Here is a 20,602-nt window from a genome sequence, read left to right as displayed (position 1 = left end):
TCAGTCGGCACAGGGTACCTGATCCAGCCGGAAGGCTCGGAGACTATGACACCTGCTATGTGCAGGACGCGGTTTTTTGATAGCCTCCTATCTTTTTGGAGGAATTGTATGACAGCCGATAGCCGAGCAAAACTGGTCGCCCGCTATGGGACCGAAGAGGTATCGCCGCTCAGCCAATGCAATGCCGTGATCGAGCAGTTGCTCGACCATCGCAGCGTCCGTGCATTTGCGGACCGACCGCTGCCTGAGGGGACATTGGACGCCTTGATCGCCGCTGCTCAATCTGCGTCTACGTCCTCCAACCTTCAGGTCTGGAGCGTGGTGGCCGTTCAGGATCCCGGCCGCAAGCAGCGGTTGTCGGCTCTGGCGGGCAATCAGGCTTACATCCACCAAGCGCCGCTGTTTCTCGTCTGGCTTGCCGACTTGTCACGGGTGTCGCGCATTGGCGAGCAGCATGACGTGGCGCTCGAAGCACTGCCTTACCTGGAAAGCTTGTTGCTAGGCACCATCGATGCAGCCCTCGCAGCGCAGAATGCGGTCGTCGCCTTGGAGTCTCTGGGACTTGGGAGCGTTTACATCGGCGGTATTCGTAACGACATCGAAGGGGTGGCCGCGGAGTTGGACTTGCCCGCGCATGTCTATCCCGTGTTTGGGTTGTGTGTCGGCTATCCCTCTGCCGACCGGCCCGCCAAGGTCAAGCCGCGGCTACCGCAGGAGGCCGTCCTGCATCATGAGACGTACTCGACCGCTCAGGAGCAGAGCTTGCTGGCCCGTTACGACGAGCGCCTGGGGGCGTTCTACCACCGTGAAGGCATGAAGGCGTCGGGGTGGTCGGAGCAGGTCGTCAGCCGGCTACGAAGCGCTGCCAGCCTGCATGGGCGAGAGGCGCTGCACGATGAGTTGAAGCGGATGGGGTTTGGGTTGCGGTGAGGCGGCATTCATTTGCCGATCACTACGCATCTTTGGTTAGGAAACCCTTATGAATAGCTATCTTCAAGAAGTCGTGGACTTGCACCAACTGATCGAAGCACGGTTTGCCCGGGGCGAGGGGTCGTTGGAAGCGATGATGGAGCACTTCGTACCAAGTTTCTCGATGGTTTCACCCGCGGGGCTGCAATTCGGGCTGCAGGATGTGGAGCAGCTTTTTGAGCGGAACACGGGCAGTCAGCCGGGGCTGAACATTGAGCTAACGGACTTGGAAACCCTGCATCAATGGGCCGACGGGGCGCTGGTCAGGTATCGGGAGATACATAGCGCCGAGGGTAAGGACGATACGGTACGGGTATCGACGGCACTGTTGGTGCTGGAGGCGGGGCGGGTGAAATGGCGTCATTTGCATGAGACCTGGGCGGTATGAGTGCTCGGTTAAGCGGCTAAGTTCGCGGGCGTCTTGATCTCGTGATCGGCGGCCGCTGGCGACGTATAGACTGTTCGAACACCTAGACAGCAGCGGGTGGCAACTGTTGCATTGTATGCCCCTCTAACCATTGTCACCGGAAGTTCCAACAAGGGGCAGTTTCGTGAATCGTACAGGCTTACAGGACGATGAATGTGACTTGGGTTTCAGACTTGTTCTCAACCGCGTTAGAGGCGTGTGGTGATTTCAGGCACTGGCATCAATTTGTCACTGATACTGAATTTCACTGGCAACACTCAGCAGACCTGGCGGCGCTGGAGGCTTGGCAAACACTCTGGTTAGAAATGGAAGTCCTAAATGGGCTGGCGCTGGCTGATTGGGAAGACCAAGGTCGCCCTGCCGATTGGTCACAGTGCTGGCGTGATCAGTATCAGAAAGAGGCCTTGGCGCTGGTGTCCGATTTTGCCCTGCTACTTGAGCAGCTTGATTCAAGTGACGAATACTCGCTTGGCGCTCAAACTGACTGAGGCTGGTGGGGCAGGGTGCACGAGTCCCTGCTGAGGTCTGACTGACCTTTCACAGGGGCCAGCCATCGAATAATCAAGCAGCGTTACTTGGGCGCGCGGCCATTACTGTGATAGTTCGGTCAATCATAAGGGACCTTCATGCTGACCCTCTCCAATTCCGTACAACTGCCGGACGCCGAAATCGAACTGACGTACGTACGCGCTCAGGGCGCGGGTGGGCAGAACGTCAACAAGGTGTCGAGTGCTGTGCACTTGCGATTCGACATTCCGGCGTCTTCATTGCCTGAGTTCTACAAAGGCCGGCTGCTGGCATTACGAGACAGCCGGATCACCAGCGACGGCGTCTTGATCATCAAGGCTCAGCAGTACCGCACTCAGGAGCAGAACCGAAATGACGCGTTGACGCGTCTGGCCGAATTGATCGTGAGTGCAGGCAAGGTCGAGAAAAAGCGTCGGCCTACCAAGCCGACGCTCGGGTCCAAAACGCGCCGCCTGGAGGGGAAGGCCAGGCGTAGCGGTATCAAGGCCGGGAGAGGGAAAGTGGAGTTCTAGATGGGCTCGGTAGGATACTGATTTCACGGCTCTGAATTCACTGACTAGTGACCAGCCCAGGAGTACATAACTACTCCAGGTGGGCCGTGCTAGACTTGAAGCGCCACCCAAAATTCACCCCCAGCGCAGGCTCCCCGGTGCTGAGCTTCTTGATCACATACGGGTCGGCAAAGTTCCCACATCCATGCAGTGCTGCGAACACCACGATAATTACGGGCCTGGGCATTTTTACTCCAAAAGGCCATCGCGCGGTGTAGCGGAGTCGAAGAAGGGATTGTGATGGTGTTCGCTGTTCTGTGACGACTACTGTGCGCCGCACTCCCAACTTCTCAGGTAGAGATGTCTGAAAGCGCGCAACGTTTGTAGCTCGTCAAGCCTCCATGAAGGTTCGCTCTTTGAAAGTGGGATGCCAATGGACAGAGTCATGTGGAACAAGACGCCGTGAATATCAAATCAAAAGAGCAAGGGTAATGAGCGCAACCATAAGCTGCATTAATATAATGATTTTCAACCACTTAGGTTTTTGCGTATAGAAGAAATAGATTGTGTTGCTTATCAAGGTCACAACATTTGTGAATGATAAACAAAGTAAGGCGAATATTTTCTGGTATCCTCCTATCCCAGGCATCGTGCCGTGGCTTGGCCCCGTTAACAAAATGAGAGAGACAATCGAGCCTAGGATTGCAAAGCCGATACTCACGGCTCCTAAATAGCGTACAGGATTAGAAGAGGTCGAAGTCATGAGTATTTTGCCCTTTGCGTAGTTGCTTAATACCTGATGGAGATTTGCCCGATGCTTGATAGTGAACAGCCTTGCATCTATTTCGCATCACTGCACCAGGCAGGCAGATCTTCATTTTAACGAGGTTATTTTGAGACGAGGGAATTGAGCGCGTCATCCCAGATCTTCATAAATTCTTCCTCGCGCACTGAGTGGGTTTCCTCTTGATCAGGAAATCCTGTGCCATTTTTTGGCGGTTGCTTGGTCGTGTAGCTGTAATCCAAATCCAAACGAATTTCGGGCTTGTCAGCCCTATTGGGCTCGCCCGGATAATACCAGACAGCGTTCACTTCGGTCAGGTAGCCTTCTGCTGATTTCTCTGTGCTTGCCTCAATGATTTCTTCACCTACCAGATTATTGACTGTCCGTTTGGTGTTGCGATAGGTGCGGTGCTGGAACTCAGACTTCATTATCCATGCTGTCGCATCAGCTGGTGAAAAGCCGTTTTTGTTTCTTTCAGATAAATATTGGTTGGCTGCACCCCCATATTGCTTAGATGTAAACTTTGCTCTTAGATTGGGCCGTTCTGCGAAATTAATGTCCACATAAACACCTTCATTGCCGGTTCGATAGGTCAAGCAGCCTTCCATGTAGCAGAGGGCTTGTTTAACATCAGTGCCGCTGAGGAGTATTGAGTCCAGTATTTCCCTGATTTGGTTCTCTCGATTGAGTGTGCTGTCGTTGCCAAGAACAAATTTTAAGTTATTAAACCACTGGTACGCCAGTGTGGAGTGCACTACTTTGTTAATAGGTTCTCCATCGAGCCCTTCACCCGTAATTCGAGTATGGTCATAATTGAAGATAACGGCCCCCTGTGCTAAATCCTTTCGGGTTGCCTTATGTTCCGCGTTGCCACGATTTCGATCTTCGATGATGCGCCAGTTTTTTTGTGCCTCTCGCTCTACACGGGGCTTGATGAAGCGCGGTGTGATGGCTACAGGCACGCCATTCAGCTCTAGTAAAGCGCCATCAAATACGGCGTCACCCGGCAAGTCCATGGTGAACCGACCCACGCGGACCGTTTTTTTGGGGTTCGTGCTTGAGTCCATTACTGTTGTGGCTCCTTGTGCGGTAGGGGTAGTCAATGGGACAGCCGGTAAAGCACAGCTCATCACGATTGCAATCGCAGCCGCACTTCCAGTACGAGGCACTAGCATAGGTTCTTAGCATCCTTGGCGAGGCTGACAATCGAGTGGAGCGTGATTGCCCGGGCCGACTTGTCGTTGTAGGACGCGCTGTGTTCGAACCCAGAAAGACGTGCTGAAAATTTTATATGGTCTGTTACAGCAGCAGCTGAGTGCGAAGGCAACGTCCCGTCACCCGTATCATCCTGCGAGGCCATCGCCGCGTGATAAGCGTCCCCGCTGTATTCAGCCCCTATTACTGCAGGACCGTGCAGCGGTTGATAGGCTATTTTGCCGGCCGTTTGTGCATTATTGAGCGTCAGATAATTGACTCTGTTATCTGAACTCAACCTAAGGTGTGCGGTCGCCTCTTTTGACGACACAGGAGAGAATTGGCCGGTCATATTTCTGAATGCTTTGAGAATCCAGTCAATTTTATTCCATGCTGGGAATTTGCTATCAGATCCAAAATGCGCATAGGTATCAGGGAAATAATAAGTGCCTAAAGTTGCATGAAAATTCTGAGCCATTTTCAGGTTTTTCAAATACAAATTCCAGCCATCTTCAAGTTCTTCTCTATTTTGCGCGCGCGGCTCTACTAGACGAGGATCGCATAGACGCCACCATGCAGTGGTTTTTGAATAAATTTCGTCGTAGGGGTTGGATTGCTTGGGCAGTGACATCAAGAGGGGACCGTCTTTTTTCCCCCAGCGGACATTAAGCCACCCGTTGCCGTACAGTTGATTCGGTAGCAACTGTAAAGGGCCTGGGGCGCCAAAGACCGGGGTGACTTCATCAGCATTTTCCCCTATAGCCCACCGACCTATGACATCTTCCCACCCGGCTCTAACGCGTCGATATGCTGTGCCGGCACCTATAGCTGGCTGTACGCCGTGGACAACCCCTAATATATTTTCGGGGTGTTTTTGTGCGCAACTCCTCCCTACGAGCCCACCCATTGAGTGAGTAACGAGGATGACTTTGTCGCACTTTAACTTCAGCCGTGTTCTGCAGTCGTTCAATACATACTGTATGTAATGAGCCAATTCATCAGCCGATTCTTCATTGCTTCTCAGCCAGTTATAACCGCACGCGTATACAGGATAACTCCATGCTGAGGCTTTCTTGTAGGCAGCTAGGTCCAGCGCTTCATAACCCTTAATTGCCTGAATGCTGCCCTCAAATGCTAACATCGCACCTTTGACTCGCGGTTTGCCTCTACCCGTATCATGATAGAGCGTTTTCAGTTCGTTTTCGAGAAAGCTCAATATTGGTCCATAGCCGCCAAGGTCGCTTAACAGAACCGAACCCCATCCGCGTCGTTCGATCTCATCCTTAGGCAGCGGGCATGTTTTCAAGTCGAATCCGGAGAAATCCGCCTCACCTATTGCCCTCGGAACTTTGGTCTGTTCAGGATCAAGCAGAGTCTTTTTTCCGCTGGGCTGAGTCGATTGAATCCACCAATGATGCTTGCAATCCCCATCCAACCCAAACTATCCGGAAACCAGGCCCATCGGCCGTTTAATTTTTTCACCAAATTTTTATTATTCTTGCCTGTCGCGAGTAACGGTGTACCCATAATGCCAGGTACGAAGATGACAGGAATTGCCTGCCTTGGGCTGATATACAAAAGGTTGTCTGCACAGCCCTGGCTCTCTAGCGGCGCAGAGGCTTGTTCACGCCCGTCAAGCCCTATCTGAGTTTGCAATATGCTTTCTTTCTGATCCATGGGGGCACCTATGGTTATTCGATAATCTTGAAGACGTACTTGCCCAGCATGTCGCTTTTCTGCTGCTGGGCGCGGCCCTCAGCATCAGTGACCCCGCTAATGATGCTGCCGTCCTCTCGATGAATCTCATATTTCACATTTCGTGCAACTTCGCCATTTTGATATTTGACCGCAACCCGTTTCTCAAATTTTACGTCTGGCATTTCGTTGTAACTATGTGACAAGCTCGTAGGGCCGCTGAAAATCTTTTTCGCCCCTTTCACATCGAACGTCCCTGGCGCATGAATCTCAATATTGCCGCCCTTGATGCGGATGTACCCGCCGCCACTGGTGAGCAAGATCCCATCCTTGGCGGCAATCTCGATACCGGCAGCGGTTGAACTGAGTTTCATGTTTTGCAGCGAGGTCAGCAGCATCTCGTCGTTCTGCGCCTGCAACTCCACCTTGCCCTTGGCTGCAAACAATTTGGCCCCGGCGTTCTGCGCAAACAGGCTGATGCTTTGCACCACGCTTGCCAGCAATGACTTGCCGCTGGCGATGCTGACATCTTCGCCGGTACTCACCGTCAGATGCTTGCCGCTGTGCAGGTGGGTGTTCTGTGGCGTGGCGGTGGCGATATCGGCCGGGGAGGAGGCGATCAGCAGTGGCTTCTGGTACCCCGGGGTCTTGCCGCGTCCGCCGCTGCGGATGGCCCACGCGGTGTCGCCGCCGTTGCGTTGCTGTTCGCTTGGGCCTTGGCTCGGGCTGCTGTTGTCGTTGCCATAAGTGACGTCGGTATCGGCGTTGAGTTGGGTCAGGCTGTCGAGGCCCGCTTGCAGAGCATCGGCGTTGTGCTGCTTGGCGGTATCGGACAGGGTTTTGAGGCGTTGCTCGCTGTTCTGCAGTTGTTGCTGGGCTTCGCTGACGTCGAGCTGGGCACCCTGGGCGTTGCTGCGCTTCCAGGTGCTGAGGTACAGGCCCTGCTGGGCGCGCACGGCGCCGTAGGCGTCGGTGCGCAACTCGAAGCCGGTGCCGCGCAGGGCGCCGCGGTGGTTGCCGCGCTGGTCGATCAGGTAGCCGAGATTGAGCTGGGTATGGCCGTGGCTGCTGTGCAGCTGGGTGCGCACCTGGCCGGTGGAGTCGTCCATCACCCACTGGTTGAAGCCGCCGCCGCCGATTTCCTTGCTCTTGTAGCCGCTCATCAAACCGCTGGAGTGCCAGGCCGGTTTATGCCCGCCGTACACCTGGCCCATGATCAGCGGGCGGTCAATGTCGTTGTCGAGGAAGGTGACCACCACCTCTTCGCCAGCGCGTGGCGCGTTCACGCTGCCCCAGTCGGAGCCGCTGCTTGGTTGCAGCATGCGTAGCCAGCAGGAGCTCAACTCGCCGTCTTGGCTGAGGCGGTCCCAGTGGAAGTGTACGCAGACGCGGTTGAGGCTGTCGGTGAACAGTTCATGGCCACTGGGCGAGACCACCACGGCGGTCTGCGGGCCAGGGCTGGTGGGCTTGGTGTGCTCTAAGGGGCTGCGGTACGGCGCGCTGTGCAGCTGGCCCTCGAAGTGGCTGATGAAAAAACCATAGGACGCTTCGCTCAGGGCCGAGCCGAGCAGGCCATCGTCAGGCGCCGCGCGCAGGGCTTGCAGCTGATCGGTACCCAAGGGGGTGGTCAGTTGCAGCAGGCGGCCGCTTTGCGAGAGCGGGGTGCCGAAGGTCAGGTCCATGACAAAGCGTCTCCTGAATGGGGGCTGATCGGGTGGTTATTCCAGGGCCTTGATGGGTGGGTCCTGGTAGTCCTCATCAATGGCGATGCCCATTTTTTTCAGGCGTGCTTCTGTTTGGGCGCGTTCCTGGGCCATGCGTTTGAGTTCGGCAGGTACAAAAGCTTTCCAGTTTTCGCGGTCTTCGTCATCAACGAAGCCCTTGTGAAAATCGGGTTCATTCCGGAAGGTCAAGGTGAACCAGTACGACCTCTCTGGGAGCTTTCGCGTCGTTTTCACGCTGAACGGTTACCTTTTAGGTATTCATTGTCTCGATACAAAAGCCAATTGCTGAACATTGGCATAGATAGCCACCCATCTTTATCAAGGCCAAGGGTGGGGTCTTGCCATGCGCCCGTTACTACAGCAGCACCTAGGGCTCCATCCACATCTTTGAACTTACTACTTACAGTGGCTGGTTTTCTCGTCTCGTTTGGATAGATATAACGTTGCCATCCCGCCTTGCTGAGTTTATCTAGATGCTCACTAAAATAATTCATGGCAAGTTCGTGCTCGCTATTTGGCGCTACGCCATTCAGCGTGGCATACGAGTTTGCGAGTGTATCACTTTTGTACGTCATTGATGCCGCGCTGATAACGTCGGCAAAAACCGCAGTTTAGTATCTGCTTTCAACGGTCAATACGGCTTTATTCGGGCTGGCTGAAGAAATGTCGAACTCAAAAAAGCAGATATCACCATTGCAGTCGCTGGACAGCGGTGCAGTCGATTTAGACAGCAGGGACTGGATCGGTTCGTAAAAGTTTATTTCGATTGTGGGTCTGTCGTTTTTCATTCCAGCTCATTCCCATCCAAGCAGCGCAGCGAACAGCAAGACAATTACGGATTTACGCATTTTAATTCCACCAATGGGGTGGTCAATTGCAGCATACGGCTGCTTTGCGAAAGCGGGATGCCGAAGACAACGCCGAAAGAATTTCCTAAGGACTTGTTGAGTATCTGTTCAAGCTTGATCCAGATTTTATTATTGTGTCAATTCTACTGGCCCTGGCGTTCGTAAACGGTCCAAGGCCATCACAAAAGAAGCGGCCTCTATAGCTTCATGGAACCGGTTTCAAGCTATTAACCACACGATCCCAGAACGCTAGTGCTTCTTCGTTTGATTTAAAATCACTTCCCACCTCATGCGTACCCATCTCCAGAGCGAAATAAGGCGAAGAATTGGATTTTACCGTGCCTTGGTACTCAAGCTGAAAATTATAGAAGAGCTTGCCGTCGGCTTCGGTCATGATTGCTATTTCCTGCGCGGGCAGCGCTCCAATCATACGGCTTTGCTTTCGCAAGGTCTTTGTTTTGTTAATAAGTTCAGAAAGCGCGCCGCTGATACCACTATTTTTTTGTTTGTCAAAGCGAGTAAAAAGAGGCTCCTCTAGTTGGCTAACACGTTGTGTGAGAAGACTGACGTACGTGCCCGGGTGACCAGCGATTTGGGAACCCATATAAACTGACTCTGCAGGTTGCTGGGGAGAAAATTTCAAGTATCCTGCTTCGATAGCAAAGGCTCCGGCAGGAGGGGCGTTTTGCGGTGATCTAAAATGAATTGCATTGCTTATCATTTTCATTTTATCAATAGCGCCTTTGTAATCTGCTTCATTTAAGGCGCTGACAGTCATGCGATAAAGTGTGTTTTTGCTAGTCAAGAAAAAACAGTTGAAAGTGTAGAGCTTCTCAAGCTTTGATACGATCAATACACTTCCGTTATCAAGCAGAATTGTTTTTTCATAACGGCTGTATGTGCCTCGAGCTTTACCTTGTTTAAGCTGCCCAACCAGTTCTTCGGTTTTTGACTCAATATCCTTTTTTCCATTTTTGCTGATAAGGTCTATTTTCTCATTATATATTTTATAGTAAGCAGAATCTTCTGAGTTTTTGGGCAGATCAAGTTTGAAACGACCATAGTAACGAGTTTGCCAATCGACATTGCACATATTGATATCCTGGGGTGGCTGAGCCGTGGAGAGTTGAGCGTAAAGCAAAGCCATTAGCGATATGAGTGCTATATTTGCAATGCTCATAAAATTTTTTCTCATTTCATATTCACGTTCAAGTCTGAGGTGCGGAAAGCCTAATCAGCCCATACAGAGTGGCAAAAGTAGAGCGTCCATCTTTATCGTTATAAGCATTTTGATGCTTGTAGCCAACAGTGCAGTTGTACTTGCCAATCCTGCAGTGGTGGTTAAGCATTCCGTTGTTTTGACCATGAGCAAAGGCACCGAGTACGCCGATTTTTCCTCTGGGTGATGCGGATGAATAAACGGGCACTGTCCCGTCACCAGCATGAGCCGGCTCGCTTACTTCAAATTCATATAAGCCGTTTAGACTAATGCAGGCATCAAGATTATCGCTTGTCAGCTGGGCATTTAAAATGTCAAGGCCGTCAAGATTTGCAGCAGACCAATCCATATTTCCCCATGTCAATAGATCTTCAGATTTGGCTTCTGCTGAATAATGCACGTAAGTGCTGGTGTGGTACTTACCCTCAATGTCGCCATGAAAAACTTTTACTGAGTCTATCGTTTGGTGGAATAGGTCACGAAGTTTATTGCCGCTCTGGTGAAACCCTTCATCATCATCGCTGCTCAATTTGGTCGAGATTATATTTGCTGGGTCCATTAGGTTGTTGTTGCGTTCAGGGATAAGCCCCCACCATCTGCCTGACTTGTAAATCTCCTCGTAGGGGCATTTTTTGGGAAGCCCCAATGTTTTCTTGCCGGTTTTACGATCCCTCGCAAACAACCATGGCTGTCCATTGTTATAGTCACGTGTTGGCAGCAATTCAAGGGGGCCCGGAGCAAACGCCATTACCGCGACCCCGTCCGCTCCATCTCTGCCTAAAATTTTCTTTTCACCGAATGCCTCGAAACCTGCACGAACGCGCTTGTAACTAGCAGGTGCGCCCGTCGCTGGCATTGCACCGTGAATAACACCGTAGGCATTCTTAAACCCGTGACACGCTACAATTGCTCGCGCCACCAAGCCGCCCATGGAGTGTGTAACAATTATTACTTTGTCAGCCTTTCCTTTATAGGAGGGTATAACTGTTTTGTTAATGTAATTGATAATATCCTCGGCTGAATCTCTGTTCGTTTGCAACCAGTTGTAACCGGCCGCCCAGACTTCATACTGTATATCTGCGGCTTCATCCAGTCCGCTGGCTTTTCCAAGCGAGCTTAAGCTTGGGTTCTCTTCCCAATCCCCCCAGTCACATGGTTCCTGCTTGATCCGCTCTTTCCATTCCCCTTGAGGCTCTTTATTGACCATGACGCTATTCATTTGGTTCTGCATGGTGCCCATGATCGGATGATAAGCCGTTCTCATCAGTGAGCCCCATTTGCGTTTCTTGATTTCCTGTTTCGATAATCCGCTGCCAGCGGTATCCAATTCACCATCTTCGTATACACCAACTACTCCGGGAGTAGAGTCTAGCTCGGCTTGGCGTTGCTTGGAGGATTTGAACCAGCTTCCGAGGAGTAGTCCGACAATTTTGATCTTGGGTAGAATGCCATCCAAGTTAGGAGCAATCCAGACTGGTCTCTTGGTTTGCATGTTCATCAGGTGTGTGCCCATGATTCCCGGGATAAAGATAATCGGAATCACTTTGTCACTTTTGCACTGAAGGCACTTTTCAATCGGATCACTCGATGAAGAAAGTGTTGTGTGAGCCGTCAGCATGCCATCCTCATCGTATTCTTGAGGCAGGTGCAACGCAGCGTCTTTAGGTGTCGTGGTTTTAGTTCCCATGGCGATGGCCCTTATTTCAAAATGTGGATAGACGAGGCTTAGCGAAACAACCCGTCATGCATCCCCCAAGACTTTAATTTTCATGAACTCAGCAATCTGGCTCTGTTGCACCGGAATCTTCCCAGCCGCATCTGACACATACTGCATCACGCTGCCATCAGCCCGGGTCACCTCAACCTTCACCCCCGGCGCAGGCTCCCCGGTGCTGAGCTTCTTGATCACATACGGGTCGGCAAAGTCGGTCTTGGGCATTTCATTGAAGCTGTGCGACAGGCTGGTGCCGCCGCTGAAGACCTTTTTTGCCCCTTTGACATCGATGGTTCCCGGCGCATGGATTTCGATGTTGCCGCCCTTGATACGAATGTAACCGCCACCACTGGTCAGCAGAATCCCGTCCTTGGCGGCGACCTCGATCCCGGCCGCCGTCGAGCTAAGTTTCATGTTCTGCAACGAGGTCAACAGCATCTCGTCGTTCTGCGCCTGCAATTCCACCTTGCCCTTGGCCGCAAACAACTTGGCCCCGGCGTTCTGCGCAAACAGGCTGATGCTCTGCACCACGCTTGCCAGCAATGACTTGCCGCTGGCGATGCTGACGTCTTCACCGGTACTCACAGTCAGGTGCTTGCCGCTGTGCAAGTGGGGGTTCTGCGGGGTGGCGGTGGCGATATCGGCCGGGGAGGAGGCGATCAGCAGTGGCTTCTGGTAGCCCGGGGTCTTGCCGCGTCCGCCGCTGCGGATGGCCCACGCGGTGTCACCGCCGTTGCGTTGCTGTTCGCTTGGGCCTTGGCTCGGGCTGCTGTTGTCATTGCCATAAGTGACGTCGGTATCGGCGTTGAGTTGGGTCAGGCTGTCGAGGCCCGCTTGCAGAGCATCGGCGTTGTGCTGCTTGGCGGTATCGGACAGGGTTTTGAGGCGTTGCTCGCTGTTCTGCAGCTGCTGCTGGGCTTCGCTGATATCAAGCTGCGCGCCCTGGGCGTTGCTGCGCTTCCAAGTGCTCAGGTACAGACCCTGCTGGGCGCGTAGGGCGCCGTAGGCGTCGGTGCGCAGCTCGAAGCCGGTGCCGCGCAGGGCGCCGCGGTGGTTGCCGCGCTGGTCGATCAGGTAGCCGAGGTTGAGCTGGGTATGGCCGTGGCTGCTGTGCAATTGGGTGCGTACCTGACCGGTGGAGTCGTCCATCACCCACTGGTTGAAGCCGCCGCCGCCGATTTCCTTGCTCTTGTAGCCGCTCATCAAACCGCTGGAGTGCCAGGCCGGTTTATGGCCGCCGTACACTTGGCCCATGATCAGCGGGCGGTCGATGTCGTTGTCGAGGAAGGTGACCACCACCTCTTCACCAGCGCGTGGCACATGCACGCTACCCCAGTCAGGACCGCTGCTCGGTTGCAGCATGCGCAGCCAGCACGAACTCAGTTCACCTTGCTGGCTGAGGCGGTCCCAGTGGAAGCGTACGCAGACGCGGTTGAGGCTGTCGGTGAACAGCTCATGGCCGCTGGGCGAGACCACCACGGCGGTCTGCGGGCCAGGCGAGGTGGGCTTGCCGTGCTCGAACGGGCTGCGGTAGGGCGCGCTACGCAGTTGGCCTTCGAAGTGGCTGGTGAAGAAGCCATAGGACGCTTCGCTCAGGGCCGAGCCGAGCAGACCATCGTCGGGTGCTGGCCGCACGGTCTTGAACAGCGGTGCCAGGCTGCCGGGGGCATCACGGCGCTGCTGGGCCATGGGCAGGTTGCTTTCGGCAAAAAACTGCACCTCGATCAGCAGAAACTGCCGGGCCTCGGCGGCCTTGCGCTCGTACAGCGGGTGCTGGGTCAGCTCGAACCAGCGACCGGCTTCGAGTTGGCGCACGCCACCCTGACCGTGCACGCGGCGGGCCCGGGATTCGTGCTGCTCGATCTGCACGCGGCTGAGCCAGTCGCCGCGCTCCTGTTTCTGCCAGTTGTACTGGCCCTGGTACGCGTAACGCTCCAGAGCCGCCGGCGCGGAGGCGGCCTGCAGAGCCGGCATCACGCTTTCACGCGGCTGGGTGTGAGCGAGGTAATCGACACTGCGCCAGTTGAGCTTGCCGCTGAGCAGCTGCGAACCGCTGCTCCACTGGGTGATGCCGTCCTGCTTCTGGGTCACGCTCTGGGTGTGGAACGGGACTTGTTGCGGAGCCAGGGCGGGCAGGGTATCGACGCTGTCGGTGAAGACGATGCAGTGGCTGTCGGCCTTGTGCTCGACGTACCAGAAAATGCCTTCGAGCTCGCACCAGCGCTGGACGAAGTTGGCATCGGTCTCGTTGAACTGGGTGACGTAGGACAGCGGTGCGTACTCGCGGCGCAGGTCGAGGCGGTAGTTGCCTTTGGCGTGTTCGTACTGGGCGAACACGGACTCGAGGATGGCGGGCAGGGTTTTGTCTTGCCAGATGCGGCAGTCGCTACGGTATTCGAGCAGGCTGAACCAGGGCGCGAACACCAGCTGCCAGTCGTGCAGGCCGCCGTCGCTGCCCAGGTAACGCACGCTCTCGACCAGGCCATGGCGTTGAGCCTGGCTGCCGTCGTCGCAGAGCAGGGCGAGGCTGACGGGCTGGCCGATGAGTTTTTCCGGGTCGTACTCGGTGTCCTGCACCAGCACATCGAGGGTGTAGCGCGGGGTGCGGCCAATGCGCTCGACGCCGTAGGCGCGCAAGGCTTGCAGCTGATCGGCCCCTAACGGGGTGGTCAGTTGCAGCAAACGGCCGCTTTGCGAAAGCGGAGTGCCGAAGGTCAGGTCCATGACACAGTGTCTCCTGAGTGGGGGCTGATCGGGTGGTTATTCCAGGGCCTTGATGGGCGGGTCCTGGTAGTCCTCATCGATGGCGATGCCCATTTTTTTCAGGCGTGCCTCGGTTTGGGCGCGTTCCTGGGCCATGCGTTTGAGTTCGGCGGGGAGGAGGGTGGTCCATCGTTCACGGTCGTCACTTTCGACGAAGCTTTTATAGAATTCGGCTTCTGTTTGGAAATTAAGCGAAAATAAATAGGTGCCGCGGTCTTGTGGTGCTTGCAGGCTGTTTTTGCGTTGCACACGAAGCTGCAAATAATTGCCATTGTTATAGAGATACCAGCTGTTAATCGTTGGCATGGCCAGCCAATCCGTTTGGTCTAATTTCAACGCAGGGTCTTTCCATGGGCCCGTGACGGTAGGTACGCCTAGCACTTCATCAAACCGATCAAATCTTTTGGCTTCAGCTCCTGATATTCTCGCTTCGCCAGGGAAAATGTAGCGCTGCCATCCTGCGGCTTTCATTTTATCTAGTGTTTCATAAAAATAAATAGCGGCCTCGGTGTGCTTGGCGTTCTCAGTCACGCCCCCCAGAATAATGTTGGTGTCGGTAATCATGCTGCCGTTGTGCGTAATGAATACTGCGCTTATAACATCGTTAAAAACCAGTGAGCTTTCGCTCGATGTGAGGAACGCTGTCGCTTTGTTAGTGCTTTCTGCGGGAATGTCAAAGTCATAAAAACACAAGCTGGAATTGCAGTCTTTGTCAAAAGAGGCAGTGGAGCTCGATAACATATTTTCAATGGTGCCATTCAGATCGGATCTGATGACTGGTTTTTCTTCGTTCATATTCGAGTCTCCGCAGGCGGCCAGCGTGATGAAGATGATGGCGCAAATTATTTTACGCATGATCCCACCAGGTGGCTATCGTGCCAATTACTTCTTCCATTGATTTCTGGTCTGTGGTCATAAGTTTGTGGTATTTGTCGGCAATTTTTGTGATGAATTTCATCCTGTCTTTGTCGTTATATAGATCGCCTTTGGTCATGGTTACATCAAGCTCTGGGTTTCCGGTTTCACACTGCGTGCTGAATGCTGCCAATCTGCGAGGCACACCTAACTTACCTTCCATCTTTGCCTGCCCATCCAGAAGCAACTGGAAGTCCCAGTTCTCGTAAATTAGCGGCTGCAGAATCCAAAGCTGCTCGTGGTCAGCGATTTTCATCAATGATGCTAATTGGAGATCCCTGCGCGATCGCAAATCTTTTACGCGTTCAACTTGCTGAATGAGTGCAAAGCCTTCTTCAAGTGGCGGGGTTTTTGCTAGAAAATTCACCTTGGGCAGTGCGTCAGCAGCCCAAGGAAGTTTTTGGAATGTATCTTTGAATTCGCAAATATAGCTATTCCAATTTCGTTCCGGGACGGCGTTGTTGAATTCGTGAGGGTAGTTTATGTAAAACCAGTGCCATACAAAAATATCCTGGAACAGCCAGAAGTTTCCTTCCCCCAAGTGCATCATGGTGATGTCAAAAAGAGGCGCGGCTGCCACAGTCCAGCGCCATCTGCTATTGCTTGAGTAGTCCAGTGCACACATGACTTGCTTGCTTGCGAACGCAGCAAGCCCAGTCCAATAGAATCGGCCTTTTAGTTCGGGTTTGCCATTTTTTTCAAGTTCAAGATAAATTCGCGCGTAATTGCCGGCGATGCGTTCTGCTCTCGTGCTGAAGTCTTTGATTAATTCATAGCGTGCAGTGTCTTTGAATTCGATGCGGGTTTTCACCGATAGCCGCCGTACCGCTTCTTGCTGGCCGAGGGTCCATAGTTCGTTGTAATGGAGGTTGGGGCGGTTTGTAGAGCAAGTTTGCTCATTGAATTTGAAATTTTGGTTCATTGTTTTTTTCTCGGCACATATTTGTCAGCCCCTGCCGGTACCACGAGTTCATCGGGTACAAGTCGCATTTTGGCTGTGTCGGGTGTGTCGCTGAAAAGGCGCGGTGTCATACCTTCCTGATCAGTGAAGTAAACCCGCTTGCCTTTGCCAGGAATGTCGAACTCGACAGCTACGTTTTCCAGTGGAACGCCGAAATTGGTCATAAATTTGTTCTGCTCGTCATACATGCCCGAGTCAGGACCGTTTGGAAGCTCTTTGAACGAGTGCTCCATGCTGGCCGGTCCATCCAGCGTTTTCTTCGCTCCCTTGATGTCGATGGTTCCCGGCGCATGCACCTCGATATTGCTGCCTTTGATGCGGATATAGGCTCCCCCGCTCGTAAGCAGAATTTCTTTCTGTGCCGACATCTCGATCAACTGCTCCAGCGACGTGAGCTTCATGTTTTGCAGCGCAGTCAGTTCCATGGCATCACTTTGCGCTTCCAATTCGACCTTGCCCTGGGCGGCAAACAACTTGGCCCCGGCGTTCTGCGCAAACAGGCTAATGCTTTGCACCACGCTTGCCAGCAATGACTTGCCGCTGGCAATGCTGACATCCTCGCCGGTGCCCACGGTGAGGTGCTTGCCGCTGTGTAGGTGGGTGTTCTGTGGCGTGGCGGTGGCGATATCGGCCGGGGAGGAGGCGATCAGCAGTGGCTTCTGGTAGCCCGGGGTCTTGCCGCGTCCGCCGCTGCGGATGGCCCACGCGGTGTCGCCGCCCTTGGCTCGGGCTGCTGTTGTCGTTGCCATAAGTGACGTCGGCATCGGCGTTGAGCTGGGTGAGGCTGTCGAGGCCGGCTTGGAGAGCGTCGGCGTTGTGTTGCTTGGCCGTGTCGGAGAGGGTTTTGATCCGCTGCTCGCTGTTCTGCAACTGCTGCTGGGCTTCGCTGGTATCAAGCTGCGCGCCCTGGGCGTTGCTGCGCTTCCAGGTGCTGAGGTACAGGCCCTGCTGGGCGCGCAGGGCGCCGTAGGCGTCGGTGCGCAGCTCGAAGCCGGTGCCGCGCAGGGCGCCGCGGTGGTTGCCGCGCTGGTCGATCAGGTAGCCGAGATTGAGCTGGGTATGGCCGTGGCTGCTGTGCAATTGGGTGCGTACCTGACCGGTGGAGTCGTCCATCACCCACTGGTTGAAGCCGCCGCCGCCGATTTCCTTGCTCTTGTAGCCGCTCATCAAACCGCTGGAGTGCCAGGCCGGTTTATGGCCGCCGTACACCTGGCCCATGATCAGCGGGCGGTCGATGTCGTTGTCGAGGAAGGTGACCACCACCTCTTCACCAGCGCGTGGCACGTGCACGCTACCCCAGTCCGGGCCGCTGCTTGGTTGCAGCATGCGCAGCCAGCACGAACTCAGTTCACCGTCTTGGCTGAGACGGTCCCAGTGGAAGCCTACGCAGACGCGGTTGAGGCTGTCGGTGAACAGTTCATGGCCGCTCGGCGAGACCACCACGGCGGTCTGCGGGCCAGGGCTGGTGGGCTTGGTGTGCTCGAAGGGGCTGCGGTACGGCGCACTGTGTAGCTGGCCTTCGAAGTGGCTGGTGAAGAAGCCGTAGGATGCTTCGCTCAGGGCCGAGCCGAGTACCGAATCGTCCGGCGCCGGACGCACGGTCTTGAACAGCGGTGCCAGACTGCCGGGGGCATCACGGCACTGCTGGGCCATGGGCAGGTTGCTTTCGGCAAAGAACTGCACCTCGATCAGCAGGAACTGCCGGGCCTCGACGGCCTTGCGCTCGTACAGCGGGTGCTGGGTCAGCTCGAACCAGCGGCCGGCCTGCAACTGGCGTACCCCGGCTTGGCCGTGCACGCGGCGGGCCCGGGATTCGTGCTGCTCGATCTGCACGCGGCTGAGCCAGTCGCCGCGCTCCTGTTTCTGCCAGTTGTACTGGCCCTGGTATTCGTAACGCTCCAGCGCGGCAGGGGCAGAGGCGGCCTGCAAGGCTGGCATCACACTTTCACGCGGCTGGCTGTGAGCGAGGTAATCGACACTGCGCCAGTTGAGCTTGCCGCTGAGCAGCTGCGAACCGCTGCTCCACTGGGTGATGCCGTCCTGCTTCTGGGTCACGCTCTGGGTGTGGAACGGGACTTGTTGCGGAGCCAGGGCGGGCAGGGTATCGACGCTGTCGGTGAAGACGATGCAGTGGCTGTCGGCCTTGTGCTCGACGTACAAGAAAATGCCTTCGAGCTCGCACCAGCGCTGGACGAAGTTGGCATCGGTCTCGTTGAACTGGCTGACGTAGGACAGCGGTGCGTACTCGCGGCGCAGGTCGAGGCGGTAGTTGCCCTTGGCTTGTTCGTACTGACTGAACACCGACTCGAAGATGGTGGGCAGGGTCTTGTCCTGCCAGATGCGGCAGTCGCTACGGTATTCGAGCAGGCTGAACCAGGGCGCGAACACCAGCTGCCAGTCGTGCAGGCCGCCGTCGCTGCCCAGGTAACGCACGCTCTCGACCAGGCCATGGCGTTGAGCCTGGCTGCCATCGTCGCAGAGCAGGGCGAGGCTGACGGGCTGACCGATGAGTTTTTCCGGGTCGTACTCGGTGTCCTGCACCAACACATCGAGGGTGTAGCGCGGGGTGCGGCCGACGCGCTCGACGCCGTAGGCGCGCAAGGCTTGCAGCTGATCGGCCCCTAACGGGGTGGTCAGTTGCAGCAGACGGCCGCTTTGCGAAAGCGGGGTGCCGAAGGTCAGGTCCATGACAAGAGGTCTCCTGAGTGGGGGCTGATCGGGTGGTTATTCCAGGGCCTTGATAGGCGGGTCCTGGTAGTCCTCATCGATGGCGATGCCCATTTTTTTCAGGCGTGCTTCGGTTTGGGCGCGTTCCTGGGCCATGCGTTTGAGTTCAGTGGTAGCGCTGCGGGATGCGAAAAGGAATACATTAACCTACACGCCGCAGCTCTTTTGCCGAATTAGATCCGCTTTAAGCTCTCTACTAGCTCATCCCAAAATTTGATGGCTTGTTCGTCGCTCTCAAAACCTGGGCCGCTATCGACTGTGCTAAGTTCAAGAACTGTATAAGGTTCCAGGCTGAGTTCAGGTGTGCCCGGGAATTCCAGTCGGAATGCATAGACGTTTTTCCCTTCAGCCTTGGACTTTATCAAAAGTTCTTCAAAATTCAACCCAGCAACATTTCTTTTGCCTTTCCTGATGACGCTAGAGCGTGTTAGGAGATTTTTTAGAAGAGGTAAAGCACCCGCGGACCTCTCTTCAAACCTCGATAGAAGTCCCGGCTCTGGTTTTCCAATAACTTGCGTATCGAAAGTCAAGTGAATTCCGGGTATCGACGATACAGGTAATCCAATTGAAACTTTTTCATCGAATTTGTTAATCTGCAAATTCATGTACCCGGCCTCTAACGCAAAGGTGTTGTTGGGTGGGCGCTCTGCGGGATTCCGATAGTGGATGAGGCTGTTCAGTTCTTTTGCTCTTGCGACCGCTTTGTCAAAAGCACTGAACGGTATGGATTCGACTATTTGACGATAGAGTGTATTGTTTTTGGTTAAGTAATAAATATAAAAACTGTACTTGTGACCTTTAAATATTACAATTGCGCCTCCGCCGTCAAGCGGAAGTGTATGATCGTATGCGTCGGTGTAACCAGCATTATGCTTGCGAGTTATTGTCGCGATTATTTCTGCAGTGCTTTTAGGGAGGTCGTGCCTGCCATTTTTGCTGATGAACTCGATTCTTTTCTTCACCACGTCATATGAGGACCATATATCGTTTCCGTCGGTAGGAACGGCAAAAGAGTAGCGCCCAAAGTAAAAACTTTTTTTCTCGGTTGGCATGTTTTCGGCTCCAGCGGCTACGCAATAAATCAATGCAAGGGCAATAATCAATATTACTTGCCGGAAGTGTTGGTGGTTGTTTCGGCTTCTAAAGATTGACATGTTGGGATACTCGTACGACACTGTAGAGTGTGGCAAATAAAGTGCGACCTTTTTTGTCGTTATATGAGCTTTGATGCTCATAGCCAGTCGAATTGTTGTAGATTCCCTGCCTTCAAGCTGTTGGATTTAGTGTGCTATTATTTCCGTGTGCAAAAGCCGCCCGGGTGGTTGGGAAGTCTCTGGAGCTCGCTGATGAACATAAGGGGACTGTACCATCCCCGGGGGAGTACTTTGGCGCAAAGGTGACTTTATATCCAGCGTCGAGTTCAATGGTTCCCGTGCTATCATTTTTAGTTATTTTAAACTCATTAATGTCGCCCCAGCCTATCCAGCTAGACCTCCAAACAATATCTCTCCATGTGGTGCGGCCGACGCGTTCGACGCCATGGGCGCGCAGGGCCTGCAGTTGGTCGGCACCCAACGGGGTGGTCAGTTGCAGCAGGCGACCGGTTTGCGAAAGTGGGGTGCCGAAAGTCAGGTTCATAACAA

16 protein-coding genes and 2 pseudogenes are annotated in these 20,602 nt (G+C 54.3%); 4 read left to right on the top strand and 14 right to left on the bottom strand.

From position 1 onward, the window contains the following. The first annotated feature begins 108 nt into the window (after window positions 1-108). The 4 genes from NMB38_RS11375 to arfB all read left to right on the top strand — a co-directional run bounded on the left by NMB38_RS11375 (window position 109) and on the right by arfB (window position 2,436). Complete coding sequence (locus NMB38_RS11375; protein ID WP_028687430.1) at window positions 109-930, top strand: NADPH-dependent oxidoreductase; 822 nt, start codon at window positions 109-111, stop codon at window positions 928-930. A gap of 49 nt (window positions 931-979) precedes the next feature. Next, window positions 980-1,357 carry a nuclear transport factor 2 family protein gene (locus NMB38_RS11370; protein ID WP_028687429.1) on the top strand — a complete coding sequence of 126 codons (378 nt, stop codon included), beginning with the start codon at window positions 980-982 and terminating at the stop codon, window positions 1,355-1,357. 188 nt (window positions 1,358-1,545) lie between these two features. Next, window positions 1,546-1,884: a hypothetical protein gene (locus tag NMB38_RS11365; RefSeq protein ID WP_028687428.1), complete on the top strand. Its 339-nt coding sequence runs from the start codon at window positions 1,546-1,548 to the stop codon at window positions 1,882-1,884. 138 nt (window positions 1,885-2,022) lie between these two features. Further along, entirely contained in the window at window positions 2,023-2,436 is a 414-nt protein-coding gene (arfB, locus tag NMB38_RS11360) for an alternative ribosome rescue aminoacyl-tRNA hydrolase ArfB (RefSeq protein ID WP_028687427.1), read from the top strand. 867 nt (window positions 2,437-3,303) lie between these two features. Here arfB and NMB38_RS11355 read toward each other — a convergent pair. From NMB38_RS11355 to NMB38_RS11290, 14 genes and pseudogenes are all read right to left on the bottom strand, one after another. After that, window positions 3,304-4,266, bottom strand: a complete 963-nt coding sequence (locus NMB38_RS11355) for a T6SS immunity protein Tli4 family protein (protein WP_028687425.1) — start codon at window positions 4,264-4,266, stop codon at window positions 3,304-3,306. Between the two features lie 101 nt (window positions 4,267-4,367). Further along, on the bottom strand, window positions 4,368-5,609 hold the full coding sequence (locus NMB38_RS11350; protein ID WP_494354786.1) for an esterase/lipase family protein: 1,242 nt from the start codon (window positions 5,607-5,609) through the stop codon (window positions 4,368-4,370). A gap of 116 nt (window positions 5,610-5,725) precedes the next feature. Next, window positions 5,726-6,070, bottom strand: a complete 345-nt coding sequence (locus NMB38_RS11345) for a hypothetical protein (protein WP_494354785.1) — start codon at window positions 6,068-6,070, stop codon at window positions 5,726-5,728. 194 nt (window positions 6,071-6,264) lie between these two features. Next, window positions 6,265-7,770: pseudogene (locus NMB38_RS11340) on the bottom strand (DUF2345 domain-containing protein); the annotation flags it as partial. A 36-nt stretch (window positions 7,771-7,806) separates the two neighbouring features. After that, window positions 7,807-8,001: a hypothetical protein gene (locus NMB38_RS11335; RefSeq protein WP_028687941.1), complete on the bottom strand. Its 195-nt coding sequence runs from the start codon at window positions 7,999-8,001 to the stop codon at window positions 7,807-7,809. Window positions 8,002-8,042: 41 nt separating this feature from the next. Next, window positions 8,043-8,306 (bottom strand): hypothetical protein, encoded by a 264-nt coding sequence (locus tag NMB38_RS11330; protein ID WP_154665219.1) that lies wholly within the window; start codon window positions 8,304-8,306, stop codon window positions 8,043-8,045. 559 nt (window positions 8,307-8,865) lie between these two features. Beyond that, window positions 8,866-9,840: a T6SS immunity protein Tli4 family protein gene (locus tag NMB38_RS11325; RefSeq protein WP_490806217.1), complete on the bottom strand. Its 975-nt coding sequence runs from the start codon at window positions 9,838-9,840 to the stop codon at window positions 8,866-8,868. A 28-nt stretch (window positions 9,841-9,868) separates the two neighbouring features. Further along, entirely contained in the window at window positions 9,869-11,566 is a 1,698-nt protein-coding gene (locus tag NMB38_RS11320) for an esterase/lipase family protein (RefSeq protein WP_028687939.1), read from the bottom strand. A gap of 54 nt (window positions 11,567-11,620) precedes the next feature. Then, window positions 11,621-14,317, bottom strand: coding sequence for a type VI secretion system Vgr family protein (locus NMB38_RS11315; RefSeq protein ID WP_494354784.1), 2,697 nt, complete (start codon window positions 14,315-14,317; stop codon window positions 11,621-11,623). A gap of 36 nt (window positions 14,318-14,353) precedes the next feature. Further along, the gene (locus NMB38_RS11310) at window positions 14,354-15,211 is read right to left on the bottom strand and encodes a hypothetical protein (protein WP_201870954.1); all 858 of its coding nucleotides are present in this window, start codon (window positions 15,209-15,211) and stop codon (window positions 14,354-14,356) included. Beyond that, window positions 15,204-16,193, bottom strand: coding sequence for a DUF2515 family protein (locus NMB38_RS11305; protein ID WP_241015259.1), 990 nt, complete (start codon window positions 16,191-16,193; stop codon window positions 15,204-15,206). Before NMB38_RS11305 ends, NMB38_RS11310 begins: the two co-directional genes overlap by 8 nt. After that, window positions 16,190-18,920, bottom strand: a pseudogene (locus tag NMB38_RS11300) (type VI secretion system Vgr family protein). Before NMB38_RS11300 ends, NMB38_RS11305 begins: the two are co-directional and overlap by 4 nt. Window positions 18,921-19,132: 212 nt before the next feature. Then, on the bottom strand, window positions 19,133-20,011 hold the full coding sequence (locus NMB38_RS11295; RefSeq protein WP_028687930.1) for a T6SS immunity protein Tli4 family protein: 879 nt from the start codon (window positions 20,009-20,011) through the stop codon (window positions 19,133-19,135). Window positions 20,012-20,225: 214 nt separating this feature from the next. Then, window positions 20,226-20,597, bottom strand: coding sequence for a hypothetical protein (locus NMB38_RS11290; RefSeq protein WP_154665217.1), 372 nt, complete (start codon window positions 20,595-20,597; stop codon window positions 20,226-20,228). Window positions 20,598-20,602 lie beyond the last annotated feature (5 nt).

Source organism: Pseudomonas sp. FBCC-B35 (assembly GCF_059133755.1).
This window is presented reverse-complemented; position numbering and strand designations above follow the sequence as displayed.